Source organism: Beijerinckia mobilis, assembly GCF_000745425.1.
Lineage (GTDB): Bacteria > Pseudomonadota > Alphaproteobacteria > Rhizobiales > Beijerinckiaceae > Beijerinckia > Beijerinckia mobilis.
Genome location: NZ_KN050689.1, coordinates 172,551 through 193,954 on the forward strand (window position 1 = coordinate 172,551; position 21,404 = coordinate 193,954).

Below are 21,404 nucleotides of genomic sequence, written 5' to 3' on the forward strand. Positions count from 1 at the left end.
CTACCTAAGCCATTTTTGTCTTGCTACGCTCTTTGTAAAAATATTATGGGCTGATCTTCCCCCTTGGGAAATTATGACGCATATTAAGGCAACCAGAGCCTTTCCATTAAGGAAAGAATCATCTCGCCCGACTGGAAAAAAGCTCAAAAAATACGCTTCGGTTGCCAGGATAAGGGGCGGCGGCGACGGTTCACGACTGTCATCCCGATGTGTCGGATGTGCAATACACACGCGTTATGTTCATGTTTTCAACCTGGATTTCAAGATTTCGAGTCCGCTGAAAATTCTTCCCGGGTGCCGCGGCTGACAATATTGGGGAGGGCCCTTGATGTCCGAAAAAACCTATCCCGTATCTGCTTATTGGAACGACCACGCCTTCATCAATGCGGCGAAATACAAAGAAATGTATCGACGTTCCGTCGAAGAACCTGATCTCTTCTGGGGGGAAGAGGGAAAGCGGATAGACTGGATTAAACCTTACACTAAGGTCAAGAATACTTGTTTCGACGTCCCGAACGTCGATATCAGGTGGTTCGAGGATGGAACGACCAATGTCGCGCTGAATTGCATCGACCGGCATCTCGCCACGCGCGGCGATCAGACGGCGATTATTTTCGAGGGTGACGATCCCAACGATTCCCGCTCTATTACCTATAAGGAATTGCACGAATCCGTCTGCCGTCTCGCCAATGTCCTGAAGGACCATGGTGTCGGCAAGGGCGATACGGTTTCCATCTATCTCCCCATGATCCCGGAAGCCGCTTTCGCCATGCTCGCCTGCGCGCGCATCGGTGCAATCCATTCGGTGATTTTCGGCGGCTTTTCTCCTGATTCTCTCGCTGGACGTATTGAAGGCTGCCGCTCCAAGATCATCATCACAGCCGATGAAGGATTGCGCGGCGGCCGCAAGGTGCCGCTGAAGGCCAATGCGGATCTCGCCATCGAGAAGACCGGTGATATCGTCGAGACGATGATCGTCGTGACCCGCACCGGCGGCCAGGTCGCCTGGACGGAAGGCCGCGACATTCGCTACGAGGAGGCCGTCGCCAAGGCCTCTCCGGAGTGTCCGGTGACCGAGGTCGAAGCCGAACATCCCCTGTTCATTCTCTACACGTCAGGATCGACCGGCGCTCCAAAGGGTGTGGTTCATTGCACCGGTGGCTATCTCGTTTATGCGTCGATGACGCATCAATATATTTTCGATTACCATGATGGCGACATCTATTGGTGCACCGCCGATGTCGGCTGGGTGACGGGTCACAGCTATATCATCTATGGGCCGCTCGCCAATGGCGCGACGACCCTGATGTTCGAAGGTGTGCCGAATTATCCGAGCGTCTCGCGTTTCTGGGAGGTCATCGACAAACACAAGGTGACGATCTTCTATACCGCACCAACAGCCATCCGCGCCCTCATGGGCTCCGGTGAAGAGCCGGTGAAGAAGACCAGCCGTGCCTCGCTGCGCCTCCTCGGCTCGGTTGGCGAACCGATCAATCCGGAAGCCTGGGAATGGTATTTCCGGGTCGTCGGCGAGGAACGGTGCCCGATCGTCGATACCTGGTGGCAGACCGAAACCGGCGGTATCCTGATCACGCCTCTTCCCGGCGCGACAGCGCTCAAACCCGGCTCGGCGACGACGCCTTTCTTCGGTGTCAAACCACAGATCGTCGATGCCACCGGTGCGGTGCTGGAAGGCGTCTGCGAGGGCAATCTCGTCATAGCCGATGCCTGGCCGGCGCAGATGCGGACCATCTACGGCGACCATGACCGGTTCATGCAGACCTATTTCTCGACTTATCCGGGCAAATATTTCACCGGCGACGGCTGCCGCCGGGATGCAGACGGTTATTACTGGATCACCGGCCGCGTCGATGACGTCATCAACGTCTCCGGTCACCGGCTCGGCACCGCCGAGGTCGAAAGTTCCCTCGTCGCCCATGAACTCGTCTCGGAAGCCGCCGTCGTCGGCTATCCGCATGAAATCAAGGGCCAGGGCATCTATGCTTATGTGACCTTGATGAATGGCATCGAGCCAAGCGACCGGCTGCGTACTGAACTCGTCACTTGGGTCCGCAAGGATATTGGTCCCATCGCAACCCCCGATATCGTTCATTTTGCCCCGGGTCTTCCCAAGACACGGTCCGGCAAGATCATGCGCCGCATTCTCCGCAAGATCGCTGAAAAGGAATTTTCGGCTCTCGGTGATGTCTCCACGCTCGCCGATCCCTCGATCGTCGATGATCTCATCCGCAACCGCGCAAGTTGAATGAGACGCCGGTGCCGTCTGGACTATCCACACGGCACCGCCCCATTGCGGATCGCATAAGCTCAATGAGCGATGCTCCCTAGTTTCTAAATCTATCAAACCGGAAAGCAGGTGCTGCTTTCCGGTTTTTTATTCGAGCACATTGCTCGATAGTTTCAGAATCGCTCCGCTTAAACAGCGAGGGAATTTTCAATCCTTTCGATTCACTCTTCGAATCAAAAAGCCTTTGGTCCCTGTGCATCGCAGCGGCGACATTACGTCAATCGGCGGAGCCTCATGCGCCCACGCTGAGGGATGAACCAGGCAATCAGCGAGATTCGCAATAAGCCTCTGCCAGCCCTGTCGATCGTTACAAGCTTTTCTTTGGAAGTGATCTTGACCACCCCGATCACAAAGCCGATACTGAAGGGCAAAACTGCGGCACACATGCCACAGTTTCGCAACATTTGAAGTAAGGCTTCAGGTTTAACTCCCTGTAAGCAATAGTCCCTGATACTTTGGCGCAGCTGCAGAATTCGCGGCCGTAACCCGTCCAGGTTTCGAGGGCGTCATGAATCAAGAAAAAAAACCGTATAAGCGATTTCAGTCGCTTGCTTTGTCTCTCTGTTTCCTTCTTGGCTTTCCCGCCATCGTCATGGCGCGGGACACCGTGAATGTTTCGCCCGAATATCCCGCCGGCATGATCATCATCAAACAGAAAGAGCGCAAGCTCTATCTGACCACTGGTGACGGCACCGCTATCAGCTATCCAATTGCCATCGGCAAGACCGGCAAGGCCTGGCGGGGTGAGACTTCCGTAGCCGGTAAATTCGTCCAGCCTGCCTGGTCGCCGCCGGAAGACGTGCGGCACGATCATCCGAATTTCCCAGATGTGATTCCAGGCGGCTCACCGAGCAATCCAATGGGAGCGGCTGCCATTACGCTCAATCTGTCGGAAGTTGCCATTCACGGCACGACCCAAACCATGCGCAAGTCGATTGGCAAGGCCGCCTCTTATGGCTGCATCCGCATGTATAATGAAGATGTTCTCGATCTCTACGATCGTATCGATGTCGGGACCCGTGTCGTTGCCGTCCCATGACGGAAAAATGAAAAATATCGTGCTCTGAGCAGGTTTAAGAGCAATATTCGTTATTTTCGTAAGTGCTTTACATTTTTCCGAAAAGTGCCATCCGCTTTTCGGCCTCTCGCCGTAATGGAATCTATCGCGAGACCTGAACGATTTTATCGCGTCCTGTCTCGCCGCGAATGATCTCCAGGCTGGAAGGCGGAACACCGAAATGTTTCGCCAGCAGTTTCAGAACCTCCCGATTCGCCTTGCCGTTTTCCGGCGCTGTCGTCACATAGACGCGCAGGCGTTCGGTACCATCCTCCGACACTTCAATCACAACACGGTTGAATGAAGCCTTAGGGGTCACACGGACAGTGATGCGTGTCGGCGTCATACGCTCCCCCTGATTTTGGAAGTTGCCCACAGTCCCGATCAAAAAAGAACGGACCACGAAAATATCGTGATCCGCGAGCTCTTGAATAATAAGCGCAACCTGCGATCGCGTTAAATCGTCTGATTATAAGCTCCGATGCCCGGATTTTCCCGTAACACGCCATCGACCGCAGCAAACATGTCGCGCATTCTCGTTTCCGACACCGGGCTCTCAACGACGACAACCAGTTCCGGCTTGTTGGAGGAAGCGCGCACCAGGCCCCAGGTGCCATCTTCCGTCGTGACGCGCACGCCATTAACGGTGACGAGATCGCGGATCTTCTGACCAGTGAACAGATCGCCCTTGGCCTGCATCTCCTTGAAGCGATCGACGACTTTCTCGACGACATCATATTTCTTCTCGTCGTCGCAATGCGGCGACATGGTCGGCGAGCCCCAGGTCTTCGGCAAAGCTTGATATAGGTCCGACATGCTCTTGTCAGGATTGCGGTCGAGCATGTCGAGCACATGGATCGCCGTCACGATACCATCGTCATAACCACGTCCGACCGGCGCATTGAAGAAGAAATGGCCGGATTTTTCGAAGCCAGCCAGAGCCTTGAGATCGGTCACCCGGCGCTTGATATAGGAATGACCGGTCTTCCAGTAATCGGCCTTGACTTCCTGTTTCAGCAATTCCGGATCGGTGGCGAACAGACCCGTCGATTTGACATCGACCACGAAGGTCGATTGCGGATGCAGTTTCGACAGGTCACGGGCAAGCATGACACCGATCTTGTCGGCGAAAATCTCCTCGCCATGATTGTCGACGACGCCGCAGCGGTCTCCATCGCCATCGAATCCAAGGCCGAGGTCAGCGCCGGTCTCACGCACCTTATCCGCCATGGCATGCAACATATGCAGGTCTTCGGGATTTGGATTGTAATGGGGGAAAGTATAATCGAGATCCGTATCGAGGGGAACGATCTCGCAACCGAGCTTCTCGATGACTTTCGGCGCAAAGGCGCCCGCCGTTCCATTGCCGCAGGCGACGACGACCTTGAGCTTGCGCTTGATCGGCGCACGGGTGGTGAGATCATTGATATAGACCGAGGGGAAATCCTCGACGAAACGATAGCTGCCGCCATCGGCATAGCGATAGGAACCGGACAGCACGATTTCCTTGAGCCGGCCCATTTCATCCGGCCCGAAAGTCACCGGCCGCTGCGCGCCCATCTTCACGCCGGTCCAGCCATTGTCATTATGCGACGCCGTCACCATAGCGACAGCCGGAACATCGAGCGCAAATTGCGCGAAATAAGCCATTGGCGAAAGCGCAAGGCCGATATCATGGACCCGCACACCCGCCGCCATCAGACCCGTGACCAGAGCTAGCTTGATCGATGCGGAATAGGAGCGGAAATCATGGCCCGTCACGATTTCCGGTGCCACGCCCATTTCCGCAAGCAAGGTGCCAAGGCCAAGCCCCAGCGCCTGCACGCCCATGAGATTAATTTCCTTTTCGAAAAGCCAGCGCGCGTCATATTCGCGAAAGCCGGTCGCCTTGACCATAGGAGAGGATTCATAAGCATAAGTATTTGTTTGCAGGAATGGCGCGGGCTTCGGGAACATGAATCATCCTTCAATAGGCTTGAGAAAACGATGCGCTATTTGCATCGGCTCTCCTTGGAAACAATCGGCGGGAAGCAGGACGGGAAATAGCGAAGCCATCCCATGTCACCTCAAAACTCCCCGATAGAGCGCAATGCGCTGCATCAAAGTCATGAGCGATGCACACAATTCTTCTGAACGCATCGCTTTTACGAAAAGGATTATCCGCTTTCTTGTTTGTACTGTTGTATTCGCCTCTTCTTAAAACGTGAGAATTCAGAGACACGAGAACTTGGAAACGCCAAAACTCGCGCGTCAGCATGGATAAAAGGCTCATCTTTAACTGACCAATTCAGCCCTCTCTTCAAACCCGGACTATCAAACTGCCCGGCCTTCAATAGGAACCGAAGGTCCTTTCGCGTGACGAAGCGCTCGACAATTCTTGAAACGCAAACGTCCGCCTCAATTCTTCCCCGACAAAGGGGAACCACCAAGTGATTCCCTAATATATTCATTTTACAATTGGAAATCGCCAGATGCTTTCGTCATCGAAATATACTATATTGATTTTATTTAACTTTCTTGATTCTAGAGACACCAGGTGATCCCCGTCGAGAGAAATAAATGCTCGCTTATTTCAATAGAATTATGAACAATTGTCCAATGAAAGGCAGCATTCGCTCAATTATCGGCCACAAAAACACATTGCGCGAAGAATCGGCCAGTCCACGCCCATCAACACTTATTCAAGAATTTGAAAACAATATGGTTTAAAAAAACATCCATGGTGCCGTCATCCGGCAATATCCGCCTCGATCAAAGCCCGCAGTTCCGGCGTCACTTCGGGCGTGCGGCCGAACCAGAGCCTGAACCCTGGAACAGCCTGATACAGCAACATGCCGAGCCCGCCAACACACCGCAAACCGCGCTCGCGGGCTTGCCGCAGAAGATCGGTTTCGAGGGGCACATAGACGATATCATCAACCACGGCATTTGGCGGCAGGGGAGCAAGGTCGATCACGAGCGGTGCCTGCCCGACCATTCCCAAAGACGTCGCATTGACAAGCAAATCGGTCGTTTTCAAGAGTTCAGGCAAATCTTCTAAGGAATGGCAAGTGACTCTCGGACCGCCTTGCGCCGCAATCTCCTGGCTGCGCGCAAGCGTGCGGTTGACGATTGCAACTTCCTCAGCGCCACGCCGCAGAAGCGCAAAGACCAGAGCCCGAGCCGCGCCACCGGCACCAATGACGACGGCACGCCGCAGAGGTGCATCCCAACCCGCTGCCTCCTGGTCGAGAGCCGCAAGGAATCCTTCGCCATCAGTATTATGGCCTATAAGGCGACCATCCCGCTGATATAAAGTGTTGACCGCGCCGAGCTGGCGCGCTTCATCGCTTACCTCATCGCACAGGCCGAAAGCACTTTCCTTGTGCGGCAGGGTCACATTCGCGCCGACGAAACCATTGTTCTCGAGATCGCGCAAGAATTCGGCGAGCTCTTCGGGCGCGACCTCCCGCTTTTCATAGGTTCCGGAAATTCCGTACCTTTTCAGCCAAAAATTATGAATCAGCGGCGACCGCGAATGTTTGATCGGATAACCGATCACGCAAACCTTTGGAGCTGGCAAGGAATTCATCCAATCAGGCTGCCTTCCGCGCGCAGGAAGGCGAGAAGGGGCAGGAGCGGCAAACCCATAATGGTCGATTGATCGGCCTCGATCGCCTCGAACAAATGAATGCCGAGATGTTCGAGCCTATAACATCCAACGCTTCCCAGCACATCATCGCCAGCCGCCTCTACATAAGCGTCGATGAAATCCGTCGAGAGCGCGCGCATATGCATGAAGGCGACGGGCGCGCAGGCAAAAAGAACGGAGCCCCCTCTCACGATGCAAAGTGCCGAATGCAATTCATGCGTCTTGCCGGAAAAACGCTTCAGATGCACTTTCGCTTCCGCAAGATCGCGCGGCTTCGAAAAAAACTCTCCTTCAAGGCTCAAGACCTGATCGGCACCAATCACCAGATGGTCCGGCCGCCGCGCGCTGATCTGTTCCGCCTTGGCCTTTGCGAGATGAGCTGCGATGTTTCCCGCCGGCACGCCTTCACGCCGCAGCGGCGCCTCGACATTACGCTCATCGAGCGCCGCATCGATACATTCGAAAGGAAGACCTGTCGCCGCCAAAAGCTCTCGGCGCGCCTGGCTTTTCGAAGCGAGGACGAGCGGCAGTGGATTGCGCCACAGATGTTTTGCCGGTGCCTCCACGCGTATCATCAGCAGCCCTCATGCTTCATGACGCGGCTTCATGTCCCTGTTTCAGCCGATGGATCCGATGAAGGTCCATGATCGCCGCCGCCGTTTCCTCGATCGAGCGACGGGTGACATCAATCATCGGCCAGCTATGCTCTGCGAAAAGACGGCGTGACCGGGCGACCTCATCGGCCACTGCCAGCCGGTCGACATAGGCGGAATCCGGCGAGGCATTCAAGGATAAAAGCCGATTTTCGCGGATCTGGACGATTCTTTCCGGCGAGGCGAATAAACCCACCACCAGTGGATGTTTCAGATTCAACACCGAACGCGGCAGAGGCATATTGGGGACGAGCGGAATATTAGCCGTCTTGATCCCGCGATTGGCGAGATAGATACTTGTTGGCGTCTTCGAACTGCGGCTGACGCCGAGAAGGACGATATCCGCCTCCTCATAATTTTCCGGCAACATGCCATCATCATGCAAAAGCGTGAAATTCAGTGCATCGATGCGGCGGAAATAATCGGCATTGAGAATATGCTGCGCGCCGGGCCGCGACGTCGAGGTGGCGCCGAGGTAGGACTGGAACAGGCTCATGATCGGCTGCAGGACGGAAAGGCAGGGCAGACCCAACGCCTGGCAGGCCTCTTCGAGCACCTGGGTCAATTCCGGATCAACCAGCGTGAACAGAACGATGCCTGGCGACGTCTCGATCTCGTTGATCGCCTTGTCGAGCTGCGCCCTGGTGCGCACCAGCGGATACATATGTTCGATTGAGGTAATGCCCTGATATTGCGCGGTTACGGCATGACTCACAGCGATCAGGGTTTCGCCGGTTGAATCGGAAATGAGATGCAGGTGAAAGAAATTGCGTCCCATGTGAGCTTCCACCACATCTCATCCTGCCGCAAAACGGACCGGCATCGCGAGGATGATTCCCGGTTCCGCTCGAAAATTTCACTTTATTTAGGGGTAGCGAAAAACCGGGAGCGTCTCAAGGGCACCCCCGGAGACCTTTTTCGGACCATCAAACCAGACATTATGCCCAGTCTCATTGATCCCAACAGCTTGGGATCAATGAGGTCCGGCGGAAAGGCACCCCGCAACGCGGAGCCAAGTCTCAAGGCGCCAAGTCTCAATGAGTCATTCTCGTTGAGACCACCTGCTCGGACAAGCTTCTGAAGCCCGCCTCCCGAGAAACCCGATCACCGGAGGGACTGCCCGCGAAAGACCAAGCTCATCAGGAAGATGGCTCCTGTCTTAAAATCCTTTGCTTGCGCGAATCTTACCTCATGCAGAGCCATGGGAAGCAATCGCCAGAAGCTTGACAGTCGAGCATGCTCGCACGAAGATTCGCTGTCGTTTCTATTTCATAATTTCTTGCTAGCTATGCAAAGCATAAGTGGAATCCCGTCGTTTCCGTAAAGACATGCGGCAAGGTCGGGAAGCGTACCGAAATGAGCCTAAAGAACTCTCCGTTTTGCTGGCGATCCAGCGCCGCTTCGGCGGTAGCAGTTCGTAAGCTCGGGACCCTTTATCGGATATCCCCAAGCACCAAATTCCAGCCTGTTAACGGACCGGTAAGAAGTGGGGATTATTCTGCATAAGAGTGGATAAAAGTCCTCAAGCCGGACGATCCCGCAGATTTGTTCACGGCTAGGGCGCTTTCATAGAGGTCTTTCTCCACATCCCCGCCGCTGGGCACATTTGTCCGACCCATCCTGTGATTTGCGGCGATAATCTTCCTTCCTGTGGACGAGAACCTCTGTTCGCACCGCAATTCCCTTGAATCCTTGAAGATTTTCGAAAATCAGCGGTCAACGCTTGCGCTTGTGAGTTTCAAGGATAAAAGCATGAAGCGGGAAGGGATTGTGCGAATCCCGGAATGAGTCCAATTCCTTGCCAATAAGAAGTTAAAAAAACCTCTTTAAAAAGAATCTTTTAAATTGTTTTGAAGGATAGGTCCTTGGAGCCTGCGGCAGTGCCACCCGCGCCGACAACCGGCAAACCCTTGCTCGATGTTTGCCAGGGTCAAATCCTTTCAAGGCCGCCAATCTGGCTCATGCGGCAAGCCGGGCGCTACCTGCCCGAATATCGGGCTATCCGGGCGAAGGCCCCGTCTTTTCTTGATTTCTGCTACGATCCGGCTGCCGCCAGTGAAGCGACCCTACAGCCGATACGCCGGTTCGGTTTCGATGCGGCAATCCTCTTCAGCGATATTCTGGTCATTCCGGATGCGCTCGGCCAGAAAGTCCGCTTCGAGCAGGGAGAAGGACCGCGCCTTGATCCAATTGAAACAATCGAGGACTTTCTCAAGCTGCGGGAAGAGATCGATCTTGCGGTCGTCGCCCCGGTTTTCGAGACAGTGGAACGCGTCGCAGGTGTGCTTCCAAAATCCGTTGCGCTGATTGGTTTTTGTGGGGCTCCATGGACTGTTGCAAGCTATATGATTGCGGGGCGTGGCACTCCTGATCAGGCGCCTGCCCGGCTCTTCGCCTATCGTGAGCGGGCGCTTTTCCAGCGCCTGATCGATCGCCTTGTCTCAGCCAGCATCGACTATCTCTGTCGTCAGTTTGAGGCGGGTGTCGAACTCGTCCAGATTTTCGATTCCTGGGCCGGCGTTCTGCCTCAATCGGAATATGAAGCCTGGTGTCTCGCTCCCATCCGGGCCATCGTCGCCGGCGTGCGGCAGCGCCGTCCGAATGCCGTGATCATTGGTTTTCCGCGTGGCATCGGCACGCGGCTCAATGATTTTGCTGTGGAAACCGGAGTTGATGTGCTGGGGCTCGACAGCAGCGCTGAACTGGCCTTTGCTGCGCGGCTCGATCCCGATCTCGTGCTCCAGGGCAATCTCGATCCACTCGCGCTGCTTGCCGGGGGTGCCGCGCTCGAAAAAGGGGTTGCCTCAATTCTTGGGGAATTGCGCGGCAGGCCATTCATTTTCAATCTCGGGCATGGAATTCTACCGGCGACGCCGATCGCGCATGTGGAAAGGCTGCTGACGCTGGTGCGTGGTTGATGCTACGTGCTGTTTTCGGCTGTTGCGGCTGCGCAGCACCGGGGCAACGACAATATCTTGGCGGAAGCCAATCGCGGCGCGTGAGACGATTTGCGGTTTGAAATGACCGGTGGATTGGCGAAACGATGGTTTCAGCCAAAATTTTTCTTTGAATTCCTTCCTTGAACTTGCTCTTTTGAGTTCTCCTGGAGAGGCCGTTGTCCAATCTCTATCTCTGGATCAAGACCTTGCATATTCTTGCCATCATCTCCTGGATGGCCGGAATGCTCTATCTGCCTCGGCTTTTCGTCTATCATTCCGACAGTCCTGTCGGATCGGATCAAGATATTACCTTCGGCATTATGGAACGCAGGCTCCTGAGCGGCATTATGACGCCCGCCATGCTGACGGCCTGGGTGAGCGGCCTGTTTCTGGCCTGGCAAGGTCATTTCTTTCAAGCCGGGTGGTTGCATGGCAAACTTGCCTTTGTTATCCTGCTCTCAGCGGTGCATGGCTATTTCTCGCGCTTGAGAAAAGACTTCGCCAGGGGCGAAAATCGGCATTCTTCCGGTTTTTACCGCGTGATCAACGAGGTTCCGACGCTCCTCATGATCGGCATCGTCGCTTTGGTCGTCGTTAAACCCTTTTAGCCGAAAGGCTGAACGCCCCCGGGTTTACCCGCCTAAACATTCCTTCAGGCAGGAGGGGCAAAAGCTTCTGCTTTGATTGGAATTGAACACGAAATCGCTTGAATGGACCGCGAAGCGATACAAGTCGCAATCCTTCCGCGCTAATCCGACAAGCAACAGTGCACGGGTTTTGCTTCCGTCATTGCCGTTGGATAGTTCCAATGGGTGATTTCAGGTGATTCGACGGAAGATATTTCCAATTTGCCGCGGCCTTGCCAATTTCTCCGGCCGAGCGACTCCTCCATCAAGGATCTTTCGGCATCATGGATCTTTCCGCCGTTTTCGTAGTTTTTCTTTTCCAGGATGATCAAATAGGTTAGTCTTCTGTTCCCTCCCTTCAGGTCGAGCTTTGAGCGCCGGATAGCTTCCGGCTCAGGCATGCTGGACACTCCAAGTGCACCAGAGACCGGGCTTGCAAGAATGCACCGGTCCCGGCCGAAACAACGCTCCAAGGAGCGTGTTCGACCCTTCATCGTCCGTAATACCTTCCGGATTCTCCTCACACCAGGATCTCTTTTCCCAAGGACTTCATCCCGATGCGGGAAATCAAACTGCAGGACTTGAAACTCAAGTCGCCGACCGAATTATTGGCCTTTGCCGAGGAGCACGAGGTCGAAAATGCCTCGATCATGCGCAAACAGGAATTGATGTTTGCGATTCTCAAACAATTGGCCAGCCGTGATGTTGAAATCATCGGCGAGGGTGTCATCGAAGTCCTGCAGGATGGATTTGGCTTCTTGCGGTCGCCTGAGTCCAATTATCTTGCTGGCCCCGATGATATTTACGTTTCGCCCTCGCAGATCAGGCGTTTTGGCTTGCGCACGGGCGATACGGTTGAAGGGTTGATCCGCAGCCCGAAGGAAGGCGAACGCTATTTCGCGCTTCTCAAGGTCAATACGATCAATTTCGAGGATCCGGAAAAGGTCCGGCACAAGGTCCATTTCGATAATTTGACGCCGCTCTATCCGAACGAGCGTCTGAAACTCGAAATCGAGGATCCGACTAAAAAGGATCTTTCTGCCCGCGTAATCGACATTGTTGCACCGATCGGCAAGGGCCAGCGTGCTTTGATCGTCGCGCCTCCGCGCACCGGCAAGACCGTACTTCTGCAGAATATCGCCCAATCGGTGACGGCCAATCATCCGGAATGCTATCTGATCGTTCTCCTGATCGACGAACGGCCGGAGGAAGTCACGGATATGCAGCGCTCGGTGAAGGGCGAGGTGATTTCCTCGACGTTCGACGAGCCGGCGGTGCGCCATGTCCAGGTTGCGGAAATGGTGATCGAAAAGGCCAAGAGGCTGGTCGAACATGGCCGCGACGTTGTGATCCTGCTCGATTCCATCACGCGCCTCGGCCGCGCCTATAACACTGTGGTGCCATCTTCCGGTAAGGTGTTGACCGGTGGTGTTGATGCCAATGCGCTGCAGCGGCCGAAGCGGTTTTTCGGTGCCGCCCGCAATATTGAGGAAGGTGGTTCACTGACCATCATCGCGACGGCTCTGATCGACACGGGCTCGCGCATGGATGAAGTGATCTTCGAGGAATTCAAGGGCACCGGCAATTCGGAAATCATCCTTGATCGCAAGGTCGCCGACAAACGCGTCTTTCCGGCGATCGACATCACGCGTTCCGGCACGCGCAAGGAGGAATTGCTTGTGTCGCCTGATGTTCTCAAGAAAATGTATGTCCTGCGGCGTATCCTCAATCCGATGGGCACAGTCGACGGAATTGAATTCCTGCTCGGTAAACTCCGCGAGACGCCGAAGGGCAATGCCACTTTCTTTGAGGCGATGAATACATAAGCAGGATCCGTAGGTCATTGTTTTAAAGTTGATCTGCAGGCCTTGGTATATTCTACGTCAGATGAATTTCTGAAATCAGCGGATAAAATCAGACCCAAAAGTGAATTCACTTTTGGGTCTGATGCGTTTTCAATAATCATAGCGCGTACTGTTCATCGTTTCTCTCAACGGTACTGAAACCAAAAAGATATTTCTTTCCTGGTTCTGTGCTGTCGTCGTGTAGCGCTTAGAAATTTCCGTTACTGCGCCCGATGGGAGAAGGAAATCGCATAGGCGCCATCGCGTATGCCGATCATTGGATCATCGCTAATCTCTATGCCGTCCGTTACCTGGCCCGGCAAAAACAAAAGTGACTTTTGTGCGGTTTCATTGTCCTGCACGACCTTTTGGATCGTGAGTGTGCCGAGATCGATTACTTCACGATCATCCGGCCACGGCTTGCTCGGATCCTTGGTCTGATCCTCCTTGGCCGCAAGCTGCGCCTTCAAATGGAAAACGACGGGATTTTTCTCGAGGCGGTGGCGCAGATCGTCGGAGAGGAAATTATCCGGACGCTTGGCGGCTTCCTCCGGCGTCAGATGTTCGAGCTGTTCCGGAATGGCTTGATAGCGGACGGCCTGTTTCTTTCCTTCCGCATTGACAAAAATGAAGGCGTTGATGCCAAAATAATGCTGCGTCGCATAGCTTGCGGGCGTTGCGATGGTGGCATTGGCGGCAGGGACTGAAGGGTGTGTTGCTACGAAACGTTCCAGTGCGGTCGGCTTTTGGGAATCAGGCTGGCTGGCGCCGATCGCCTGCAACAGCTGAAGGAAATCCTGCGCCGTGGCTACGGGAAAGAACTTCAATGAGTTCAACACCATATCGGTTTCGCTCCCATCCTTGAAATGATATTTGATGGCGAGACCATTGGGAATGGCTTTGGGCGAACCGTCGGGGATCGTGGGAATTCCTGTCGGATCGGAAAACCGGATCGTGACCGGAATGGTGTCTCCGGTAAAGAGAGCGGCCTTGCTGAATTTCGCGGCCTGTGGCGATCCCTTGAAGACGCCTTCGGCGACAATACCCTTGGCATGATTGACGCGGAAACCTGGGTGATTGCCGAATAGAGTTATGAATTGGTCGACGAGTTTTGTCTCGAGCGTTGCTTCATCGGCCACAGCAACGGACGCCGTATTGAAGAGCCACCCTGTTCCGGCGAGAAAGGCGGCGATCACAAGGGAATGTTTCATGAATTGGCCTTTTGCTTGATCAGCAGAGGAAAGCTCGGTTTGCTTGATTGGCGTGAAGGACGATCAAGACCGATTGTTGTTTCCAATATAATAGAGTGTTTCAGAGTTTTTTGAAGTCTCTTTGACTATCTGATGGCGACGGGCATGACACATCGCCATCAGATTGAGCGGATCGACAGGTACATGAGTTGAGACATATGGTTTTGATCTGATCCGACAATGTCGGCAGAAAGCGTATTCGCAGAGCCATAGGATAAAGCATCAGCCTCAACGACAGCCTCCCGCTCCGTTGGTGAGGGACCTGATGTTCGGAAAAATGTCTCCGGAATTGAAAATATTATCTTTCGTGCACGTGCTACTCGAACATCATGATGTTTGAGAGAGAATTGGCCACTGGCGCAGCGAAAAAACACGGCATGTTCCGGAAGTCACAAAAGGGTGACATAGAACCTCTTGCTGCGGCTTTTGCCGCACCTATCTCACTATCGATCATGAATCGGAACGAATTGTTCTGATTGAGGAGTAACAACGATGACTATGGGAAAATCCTTCGCGCTCGCTGCAATGGTTTCGGTCGGGCTGACAGGTGCTGGTTTAGCTGGAACTTTGCATGAACCCTATACTCACCATCATCACCCGCATAATTCTTACGGGGCGGCTGATCTCACAGCGGCGCATAATTCCGGCATTATCATGCATCACGTCTATTGTGCGGGCGAAGGAAGCGCCACGAACGATAATCTGAACATTGGTAACAGCGGTCCGAATTGATACGGAATATCTTTTTCGTGTCCAGACGATCTCGAGGTGGGCTCGGAAATTCTGTCTATCCATTGATGGTTGTGTTAACCAGTATCGATTTCGTGCGCAGCCTCACTTTAGAGTATTTTCCGAAAATGCTCTAATTTTCTTTCTAGAGCGTTCCGGATATATCTGGAACGCTCTAGAAAGTCTGTTTGGCTACAATTGACTTTCCAGCCTTTCCGTCGATTGTGCCGGAAAGCATTTTCGTGATCTCGCAGGCTCATGCCGGGTCACGATATGATTATCCTTGGTGAACTCCTGCTTCTCAACCGGTTTTATTCCGCATCGTCGCCTATTCCTGGCAACTTCATCGACCATCAGGCGTTTTCTAACGCCACGGGTCTGAACGCTTCTTCCAAATCGCATTGATCACAGAGGGTTATGATCAATACGACAGGGTATAGGCGTGGGAGATGAAATCAGGCCAGGGAGGGAGGCGAGAGGATGTTCGGGATAAGACCGCCCAGGCTTGTGGTGATTTCTCTCGTCTTCGCGCTTCTGGCTGTCGCCGTAGTCGTTGGCGTTCTCTACTTTCTGAAACCTCATGCAAACCTTCGCGTCACGACCGGTCCCTTGGGAAGTGCTGCGGATGTATTCATGAAGGCTTTTGCCAATGTGACAACGGCGGCGCATCCACGGATACATTTCGTGATGGTCTCCGAGCCGGATCTGGCCTCGAGCGCGAAAGCGATCGAGAATTATGATGTCAATCTTGCTATTATCCGCAGCGATGTCTCGCCCCCTACAAATGGAATGACAGTCGCCATCCTGCGCCGTGTCGCTATTGTCTTCGTCCTGCCGCCACATTCCGCGATCGATGCTGTGACGAAACTTTATGGCAGAACGGTCGGTATTCCTGAAAGCATTGTTCAGAAGGACAATGAACGGGTTCTCGATACGATCCTGAGCTATTACAATATTCCGGCGGCAGCCGTGAAACGGGTATTTCTCAAGGATGATGAAATCGGTCCGGCGGTCCAGCAAAAGCGCGTCGATGCTATTCTTTCTGTCGGCCCTGTGGGTCCGGGCCAAGTGGTCGATACAGTCGCGGCGGTTGCGCGCGGGACCAAGGGGACTCCCACTATTCTCGATATTGATGAGGCGGAAGCGATCGCGAAACGTTTTCCAGGCTTTGAAACACTCGATGTGCCTGTTGGCGCCTTTAGAGCAAAGCCAGCCACGCCGCATGAGCAGGTGACGGTTCTTGCGGCGACCTATCGCTTCGTCGTTCCGGAGCGAATGCCCAATGTCGTGGCTGGCGCCATCGCCGATTCCCTTTTTTCGAGCAGAGCCAAGCTCATCAAGCTCAGTCCTGTTGCCACTGAGATAGAAGCGCCTGATCCTGACAGTAAAAATCCGATTCTGCCAATCCACCCAGGCGTCACTGCTTTTCTCAGCGGTGGCGAGCGCAGTTTTCTTGATGAGTTTCAGAATTATTTTTATATCGGAACAATGATTGCCAGCGTGCTCGGCTCGGCGCTCGTCATGATCCGGGGGCGGTTGAGTGGCCAGGCGGCCGATCAAAGCCTTCAAGAGGTCGCTCAGCTTATCTCCATAGCTGATCAGGCGACACAGGCCGATACAGAAGCCATTGATCGGCTGGAAAATGAATTTGATGGACTTGTCGCAAGGCTGTTGGTTCAACCGGTTTCTGATGCAAGCGGATCAGCCACTCTTTCCATTGCCATCGATCATGCGCGTCATGCGATTGACCGCCGCCGCCAGATTTTGTGGCATGCGGCAAGGCAGGAGGTTTGATGGGTTGTCACTGCGATCCGTAATGATGATCCGACGCATCGGCTTCTTCAGTTTGCGAAGGCCTTTCGGACGCTTCGTTTTCCTGAACGATCGGCGTTCTACGGCGTTTGGTCTCCGCCAATCCTCGAGTTTCCTTTTGGATATGGATTGGGAGGAACGGAAATGATCATTAATTTTCCAGAGGTTGATCCTGCGGACCGGGCGGTGGGGACACGCGTGCGCCAATGGCGCGAGAAAAGAGGTATCAGCCCTGCTGAACTTGCCGACGCTTTGCATCTGACACGATCGGAACTGATACGGGCTGAAGGTGGCCGCGCTCATTTAAGCGCGATGCAGCTCTACGCGGTGACGCTTCATCTGCGCATTCCGATGCGCCTGTTGTTTGAGGATTAATCATCCCGGCGAAATGGCTTCCCAGAGAAGCACGTGGGGCAATCGGGAAAGGGACAGGATCGCAAGGCGGCTGCTTTTCCTGTTGAATCTCAATGCGGGAGCATTTTATTGGCTCAGCCCGTTTTTCATAAGCGAAACGATTCGGACCTGACGAACGCGCATTAGCCGCTCGTCCTGCGGGAGAATCGCTTGGTCTCCGTTTGAGACAGCACTGGGCGAGAGGCGTGTATTCATGGTTTTTATCCGCTCCCTCATTTTTAATATCCTCTTTTACCTCGTCCTGGTCCTTTTGATTCTCAGCGGTCTTCCCTGCCTGTTTCAGGACCGGCACGCCGCCCAAAATCTCGGCCGGCGCTGGGGGCGGACGTCGCTTTTCCTGCTTGAAAAAATCTGCGGCATGCGGGTCGAATTCAGGAATCTTGAAAATATTCCCGCGGGCGCCTGCATTATCGCGAGCAAGCATCAGTCGATGCTGGAAACCATGCTGCTCCCGCTTCATGCCGAGGATTTCAGCTACATCCTCAAGCGGGAATTAATGCTTTTGCCCTTTTTTGGCTGGTATCTCGCCAAGGCTGAACAAATTGGCATCAACCGCGCCAAGGGCAGCGCCGCGTTGAATGATCTCACGCGCCAAGCCGGCAAAATCCTCGGTGAAGGCCGGCAAATCATCATCTTTCCCGAGGGAACACGCCGTCCGCCAGGGGCGCCGGCGCATTATAAGGCGGGGGTCGCCTTCCTTTATGCGGGAAGCCATGTCCCCTGCGTTCCTGTCGCAGTCAATACGGGCCTGTTCTGGCCGCGGCGGCGTTTTCTGCGGCGGCCAGGAACCGTGGTGATCGAATATCTCGAACCGATCGCGCCGGGGCTTGATAAAAAGACTTTCATGAAGGAGCTGGAAACCCAAATCGAAGCCGCCACCAATCGTTTGATGCAGGAGGCTTTGAAAGCCGATCCGTCGCTTGGACAGGGACTTGCTGCGGCAAATGCCACAATTGCTCCAGAAGCCCTGTGAGATGTGGGGATTAGGATAAGAGATTTGCGAGTCTCGACTTGACTTGAAAAACTTCACTACCTCGCTGCGATTGACAGAGCGAATCATTTGTTCTAGTTATGTTCTCGTTTCGTTGAACGAGAGGCAGCCGCGATGCGCGTGGTTCATCCGATTTCTCTTTCACTGGCCGCTCCGGGGAGTGGTGGCGCTATCTCTATCGAGGGAGAGAGTGTCGATCAGTTCCGGCACGAGAAGAGCGGATATGGGGATTCAACGGGCGCCAGAAAGAACAAATCGATAACGTCGAATTCCTGCGAGACGTCTTCACGCGTCTTATGCAACGGTCCGCTCGAAGCTCTGGCGGGCGGAGCATTGTCCTCACGTTTTCACGGATGGAATGGCATTTCAGGCCGGCGATATGTTTGTTCCGTTTTTCCCGTCGTTCCAGATGCGCTTTTCGGTGGCTTGCCGGATTTTGCAACGGGGATAGCTCTTGCCGCGCGCAGCGAGGGCAGAGGACATTATCGTCTCATTCGCATTTTTGAATTCGGCTGGGAAGGCGATCGATTTCTCGGTCATCCAGGAGAGATCGAGGCTGCCCTGATGCAAGGAACGCAAGAATGGCATATCCATCTCCTTGCGGAAGAGAAACGGGATCGACGCGCGGTCATTGCCGATCTCGGCGGCCTCATTCGCATTCTTTGAAGCGATTTCGGATCGTTAAAAATCGCTTACTACCTCAAAGACAGCTTCCTTCGGCTTCTGATTTCCCTCCATCTTCGGCGAGCTGACGGACGAGCCATTCGAGATAATCGTCGCGAATGTCGAGCGCCCGCAGATGGTTGAGCGTATTGCAGACATAATCGGGATTGTTACCGGAAATTCCATTGCCTTGCAGGACGAGACGCAAGGCATCCCTACGATCGAGCCGTCCAGCATATTGAGCATGGCTCTGATCGGCGGCATAGGCCAGTGCCTCGACGCGGCGGCCATCTGAAAGCGCCGCGTGCAGGTGGATTTCGCGATAGACTCCGGTCGCTTGCTCACGGCCTCGAAGATAAACCAGTGTCGTTTTCACAGAGGCGGCCGAGACCCGAAACGCCATTCCCTTGCAGGAGCCTCCCCGGTCGAGGCCAAGGACCAGACCGGGTTGCTCCTCTGTTCCGCGGTGAACATGCGAATAGATACAGAGGGAGCGATGATAGCCGTGGATATGGGCAACCGCTTGTTCTTCGAAGGTGAAGCCTGGCCGCCACATGAGCGATCCATAGCCGAAAATCCAAAGATCCTTGTCCGTCATTGCCAAAGCTTCATTCCGCCATCCCGCATCTTGGGACAAATCACTTTGGACACGCAAGAGTGTCCAGGGTAAAGCGAATTGTCTTTGTCATTTTTTGATTCAAAGATGCGCTCACGCGATCGTCGGACAGGTTGAAACGAGGCTGAATGGTCTTGAGCTTCAATGTCTTGACGGTACCGCCGCTTGGCTCTGGAACAGACCAGAAATCCGCAATCTGGCTCCATTTGGGAAATAGAGCAGGTTCAGCGAAAAGGCGTTGCGAAAAGATCGAACCGAGGCACACCCCGCTCCAACGGATTGGATTGACCATTGGAAATATCGTCTGATGACCGGCCGGGCTTTGATCAAAGGCAAGAGCGCACGCTCATGAATTGGCGGCGTTTGTCCCGGATTTTGCTGTTCCTCCCATTGATCCTCGTAGGGCTTGGTTTTCTCGGAGGCTGGCTGTTCTGGCATTACATGGCTCGTGAGACGGAAGCCGCTCTCGATCTTTGGCAGCAGCAGGAGGCGTCGCTTGGCCGGCGCTGGACCTGCCCTGACCGTCAGCTTTCAGGCTTTCCTTTCGAGATCATTGTTGCCTGCACCAAGCCACGTTTTCAGGGTGAAATCGAAGGGCGTGTCGTCGAAGGGAATCTAGCAGGATTTACGGCTTCGGCGGCCCTTCAGGCACCAAATAGAATTTTCGCTCATCTTCAGGGGCCCTTTGCCGCGCATACGCGCGACGAGACTTTCGACATTACCTTGAACTGGGATGAACTGGGGCTCGAACTCAATGGCGATAACGGCATTTTTGACCATTGGCGGCTTGATGCGCGCAAGCTCGATTTGAGCGGGCGGAGCAGTGATTTTGGTCCTTTTGCTGCAGAAGTGGACGACATCAAGGCATCGCTGGAATCTCTCCGGAATCGCTCCGATTTCGCTTATGATTTTCACCTGAATGCGCAGGGCGTCAGACTGGCGGCGCTTGATGCTTTCTTTGATACGACCGTACCGGCTGATCTTGGCGCCGATGGCAGTCTGACACAATTGCGTTTTGTTCCGGGCGGGTTGCTGCTCGATCAGATTGACGCTTGGAGACAGGCCGGCGGTTCTATCACATTCACGAATGCATGGTTGACCAAGGGACAGGTCCATTTTGGTCTTGAAGGCAATCTCGCGCTCGACAGTCAGCATCGTCCGACAGGCCGCATGCAGGCACGTTTCAGTGGTCTTGATGACCTTTTACGGTCCTATGGTGTCAATCCGTCGCTTGTACAGGCAGGCTCGCTCCTGAACAGTCTGTTTGGCGGCAACAGAGGATCGACAAAACAGGAAAGTGATTCGGCATTGCGTCTGCCGATGCGCATTTCGGAAGGCTGGCTCTATATCGGACCGGTCCGCACGCCGCTTTCTTGGCCTCCTCTCTATTGAGAAGGGGTTTGTGGTCCGTCTACGGGAATGAAGAAAAATGGTCCTCGATGTTCTGTTTCTCAGCCCCTCTTGAGAAGAGACACGGTTCTTTGCAGGCGATTTCTTTTGAAGAAAGAGAAATGAAGACCGCTGCTTCTTGCATTCTAGGTCCTGTTGACGAATAGGATTCCCAAGTTGCGAAGGTTCTGATTCAAAGTCGCTTTCAGAAGGAGGCGACTTTGATTCGTGGGCTGATGTCGGATGAAGAATGGGCCTGTCTTGAGCCGTTCGTGACGCGGCGCGGGCCGCATAGCGGGCGACGCGCGAAGGACCATCGCCTTGTTCTTGATGGTATTTTCTGGATTTCCCGCACGGGCGTGCAATGGCGCGATTTGCACGAGCATTTCGGCAAATGGTCATCAGTTTATCGCCAGTTTCGGCGCTGGACGCTGGCTGGATTGTGGGAAACGCTGCTCGAAGCCTTGAATGAGACCGAAGGT

22 protein-coding genes are annotated in these 21,404 nt (G+C 54.1%); 12 read left to right on the forward strand and 10 right to left on the reverse strand.

Translation table 11 applies throughout. From position 1 onward, the window contains the following. The first annotated feature begins 328 nt into the window (after positions 1-328). Both acs and DL88_RS19015 read left to right on the forward strand, forming a co-directional pair. The gene (gene acs / locus DL88_RS19010; RefSeq protein ID WP_034999697.1) at positions 329-2,266 is read left to right on the forward strand and encodes an acetate--CoA ligase; all 1,938 of its coding nucleotides are present in this window, start codon (positions 329-331) and stop codon (positions 2,264-2,266) included. A 550-nt stretch (positions 2,267-2,816) separates the two neighbouring features. Next, positions 2,817-3,347 (forward strand): L,D-transpeptidase, encoded by a 531-nt coding sequence (locus DL88_RS19015; RefSeq protein ID WP_034999699.1) that lies wholly within the window; start codon positions 2,817-2,819, stop codon positions 3,345-3,347. A 121-nt stretch (positions 3,348-3,468) separates the two neighbouring features. Here the strand turns inward: DL88_RS19015 and DL88_RS19020 are convergent, their stop codons facing one another. The 6 genes from DL88_RS19020 to DL88_RS19040 all read right to left on the reverse strand — a co-directional run bounded on the left by DL88_RS19020 (position 3,469) and on the right by DL88_RS19040 (position 8,427). Further along, positions 3,469-3,711 (reverse strand): DUF167 domain-containing protein, encoded by a 243-nt coding sequence (locus tag DL88_RS19020; RefSeq protein ID WP_034999831.1) that lies wholly within the window; start codon positions 3,709-3,711, stop codon positions 3,469-3,471. 110 nt (positions 3,712-3,821) lie between these two features. Further along, complete coding sequence (locus DL88_RS19025) at positions 3,822-5,321, reverse strand: phosphomannomutase/phosphoglucomutase (RefSeq protein ID WP_034999701.1); 1,500 nt, start codon at positions 5,319-5,321, stop codon at positions 3,822-3,824. Between the two features lie 10 nt (positions 5,322-5,331). Further along, positions 5,332-5,622 carry a hypothetical protein gene (locus DL88_RS20520; RefSeq protein WP_156971209.1) on the reverse strand — a complete coding sequence of 97 codons (291 nt, stop codon included), beginning with the start codon at positions 5,620-5,622 and terminating at the stop codon, positions 5,332-5,334. A gap of 471 nt (positions 5,623-6,093) precedes the next feature. After that, positions 6,094-6,936: a shikimate dehydrogenase gene (locus tag DL88_RS19030; RefSeq protein WP_034999703.1), complete on the reverse strand. Its 843-nt coding sequence runs from the start codon at positions 6,934-6,936 to the stop codon at positions 6,094-6,096. Continuing rightward, a complete protein-coding gene (locus tag DL88_RS19035) occupies positions 6,933-7,571 on the reverse strand; it encodes a Maf family protein (protein ID WP_034999705.1) in 639 nt (212 codons plus the stop codon). Before DL88_RS19035 ends, DL88_RS19030 begins: the two co-directional genes overlap by 4 nt. Before the next feature lie 16 nt (positions 7,572-7,587). Further along, positions 7,588-8,427: a pyruvate, water dikinase regulatory protein gene (locus DL88_RS19040; protein ID WP_034999707.1), complete on the reverse strand. Its 840-nt coding sequence runs from the start codon at positions 8,425-8,427 to the stop codon at positions 7,588-7,590. A 1,087-nt stretch (positions 8,428-9,514) separates the two neighbouring features. Between DL88_RS19040 and hemE the strand changes: the two genes are divergently transcribed. Next, the gene (gene hemE / locus DL88_RS19045; protein WP_084705300.1) at positions 9,515-10,567 is read left to right on the forward strand and encodes a uroporphyrinogen decarboxylase; all 1,053 of its coding nucleotides are present in this window, start codon (positions 9,515-9,517) and stop codon (positions 10,565-10,567) included. A gap of 254 nt (positions 10,568-10,821) precedes the next feature. Continuing rightward, positions 10,822-11,196: a CopD family protein gene (locus tag DL88_RS19050; protein ID WP_051956194.1), complete on the forward strand. Its 375-nt coding sequence runs from the start codon at positions 10,822-10,824 to the stop codon at positions 11,194-11,196. A gap of 140 nt (positions 11,197-11,336) precedes the next feature. Here the strand turns inward: DL88_RS19050 and DL88_RS19055 are convergent, their stop codons facing one another. Continuing rightward, positions 11,337-11,615 (reverse strand): hypothetical protein, encoded by a 279-nt coding sequence (locus DL88_RS19055; protein WP_034999711.1) that lies wholly within the window; start codon positions 11,613-11,615, stop codon positions 11,337-11,339. Positions 11,616-11,771: 156 nt separating this feature from the next. Between DL88_RS19055 and rho the strand changes: the two genes are divergently transcribed. Then, entirely contained in the window at positions 11,772-13,040 is a 1,269-nt protein-coding gene (gene rho / locus DL88_RS19060) for a transcription termination factor Rho (protein WP_034999712.1), read from the forward strand. 239 nt (positions 13,041-13,279) lie between these two features. On the opposite strand, the gene DL88_RS19065 is transcribed toward rho, so the two are convergent. Further along, positions 13,280-14,269, reverse strand: coding sequence for a catalase family peroxidase (locus DL88_RS19065; RefSeq protein WP_034999714.1), 990 nt, complete (start codon positions 14,267-14,269; stop codon positions 13,280-13,282). 531 nt (positions 14,270-14,800) lie between these two features. On the opposite strand from DL88_RS19065, the gene DL88_RS19070 reads away from it, so the two are divergent. From DL88_RS19070 to DL88_RS19090, 5 genes are all read left to right on the forward strand, one after another. Then, entirely contained in the window at positions 14,801-15,040 is a 240-nt protein-coding gene (locus tag DL88_RS19070) for a hypothetical protein (protein WP_156971210.1), read from the forward strand. A 477-nt stretch (positions 15,041-15,517) separates the two neighbouring features. Next, a complete protein-coding gene (locus DL88_RS19075; protein ID WP_034999717.1) occupies positions 15,518-16,831 on the forward strand; it encodes a type 2 periplasmic-binding domain-containing protein in 1,314 nt (437 codons plus the stop codon). 162 nt (positions 16,832-16,993) lie between these two features. Next, positions 16,994-17,224 (forward strand): helix-turn-helix domain-containing protein, encoded by a 231-nt coding sequence (locus DL88_RS19080; RefSeq protein WP_034999718.1) that lies wholly within the window; start codon positions 16,994-16,996, stop codon positions 17,222-17,224. 232 nt (positions 17,225-17,456) lie between these two features. Next, entirely contained in the window at positions 17,457-18,236 is a 780-nt protein-coding gene (locus DL88_RS19085; protein WP_034999720.1) for a lysophospholipid acyltransferase family protein, read from the forward strand. Between the two features lie 132 nt (positions 18,237-18,368). After that, positions 18,369-18,920, forward strand: coding sequence for a hypothetical protein (locus tag DL88_RS19090; protein ID WP_034999723.1), 552 nt, complete (start codon positions 18,369-18,371; stop codon positions 18,918-18,920). 34 nt (positions 18,921-18,954) lie between these two features. On the opposite strand, the gene DL88_RS19095 is transcribed toward DL88_RS19090, so the two are convergent. Further along, a complete protein-coding gene (locus DL88_RS19095) occupies positions 18,955-19,515 on the reverse strand; it encodes a gamma-glutamylcyclotransferase (protein ID WP_034999725.1) in 561 nt (186 codons plus the stop codon). Between the two features lie 40 nt (positions 19,516-19,555). Further along, positions 19,556-19,825 (reverse strand): hypothetical protein, encoded by a 270-nt coding sequence (locus tag DL88_RS19100; protein WP_034999727.1) that lies wholly within the window; start codon positions 19,823-19,825, stop codon positions 19,556-19,558. 56 nt (positions 19,826-19,881) lie between these two features. Here DL88_RS19100 and DL88_RS19105 point away from each other — a divergent pair, with 56 nt between their 5' ends. Then, positions 19,882-20,925, forward strand: coding sequence for a DUF2125 domain-containing protein (locus DL88_RS19105; RefSeq protein WP_156971211.1), 1,044 nt, complete (start codon positions 19,882-19,884; stop codon positions 20,923-20,925). Between the two features lie 233 nt (positions 20,926-21,158). Continuing rightward, positions 21,159-21,404: transposase (locus tag DL88_RS19110; RefSeq protein WP_034998700.1), on the forward strand; the 246-nt coding region annotated here is incomplete at its 3' end.

Excerpts from the sequence above, each read along its gene's own strand:
- DL88_RS19085 (WP_034999720.1), top strand. The coding sequence starts at position 17,457 with ATGGTTTTTATCCGCTCCCTCATTTTTAATATCCTCTTTTACCTCGTC.
- rho (WP_034999712.1), top strand. The coding sequence starts at position 11,772 with ATGCGGGAAATCAAACTGCAGGACTTGAAACTCAAGTCGCCGACCGAA.
- DL88_RS19090 (WP_034999723.1), top strand. The coding sequence starts at position 18,369 with ATGCGCGTGGTTCATCCGATTTCTCTTTCACTGGCCGCTCCGGGGAGT.
- DL88_RS19040 (WP_034999707.1), bottom strand. The coding sequence starts at position 8,427 with ATGGGACGCAATTTCTTTCACCTGCATCTCATTTCCGATTCAACCGGC.
- DL88_RS19070 (WP_156971210.1), top strand. The coding sequence starts at position 14,801 with ATGACTATGGGAAAATCCTTCGCGCTCGCTGCAATGGTTTCGGTCGGG.
- DL88_RS19030 (WP_034999703.1), bottom strand. The coding sequence starts at position 6,936 with ATGAATTCCTTGCCAGCTCCAAAGGTTTGCGTGATCGGTTATCCGATC.
- DL88_RS19055 (WP_034999711.1), bottom strand. The coding sequence starts at position 11,615 with ATGCCTGAGCCGGAAGCTATCCGGCGCTCAAAGCTCGACCTGAAGGGA.
- DL88_RS19080 (WP_034999718.1), top strand. The coding sequence starts at position 16,994 with ATGATCATTAATTTTCCAGAGGTTGATCCTGCGGACCGGGCGGTGGGG.
- DL88_RS19035 (WP_034999705.1), bottom strand. The coding sequence starts at position 7,571 with ATGATACGCGTGGAGGCACCGGCAAAACATCTGTGGCGCAATCCACTG.
- DL88_RS19065 (WP_034999714.1), bottom strand. The coding sequence starts at position 14,269 with ATGAAACATTCCCTTGTGATCGCCGCCTTTCTCGCCGGAACAGGGTGG.
- DL88_RS19050 (WP_051956194.1), top strand. The coding sequence starts at position 10,822 with ATGGCCGGAATGCTCTATCTGCCTCGGCTTTTCGTCTATCATTCCGAC.
- DL88_RS19100 (WP_034999727.1), bottom strand. The coding sequence starts at position 19,825 with ATGGTCAATCCAATCCGTTGGAGCGGGGTGTGCCTCGGTTCGATCTTT.
- DL88_RS19075 (WP_034999717.1), top strand. The coding sequence starts at position 15,518 with ATGTTCGGGATAAGACCGCCCAGGCTTGTGGTGATTTCTCTCGTCTTC.
- acs (WP_034999697.1), top strand. The coding sequence starts at position 329 with ATGTCCGAAAAAACCTATCCCGTATCTGCTTATTGGAACGACCACGCC.
- DL88_RS19095 (WP_034999725.1), bottom strand. The coding sequence starts at position 19,515 with ATGACGGACAAGGATCTTTGGATTTTCGGCTATGGATCGCTCATGTGG.
- DL88_RS19015 (WP_034999699.1), top strand. The coding sequence starts at position 2,817 with ATGAATCAAGAAAAAAAACCGTATAAGCGATTTCAGTCGCTTGCTTTG.
- DL88_RS19020 (WP_034999831.1), bottom strand. The coding sequence starts at position 3,711 with ATGACGCCGACACGCATCACTGTCCGTGTGACCCCTAAGGCTTCATTC.
- DL88_RS20520 (WP_156971209.1), bottom strand. The coding sequence starts at position 5,622 with ATGCTGACGCGCGAGTTTTGGCGTTTCCAAGTTCTCGTGTCTCTGAAT.
- DL88_RS19105 (WP_156971211.1), top strand. The coding sequence starts at position 19,882 with ATGAATTGGCGGCGTTTGTCCCGGATTTTGCTGTTCCTCCCATTGATC.
- DL88_RS19025 (WP_034999701.1), bottom strand. The coding sequence starts at position 5,321 with ATGTTCCCGAAGCCCGCGCCATTCCTGCAAACAAATACTTATGCTTAT.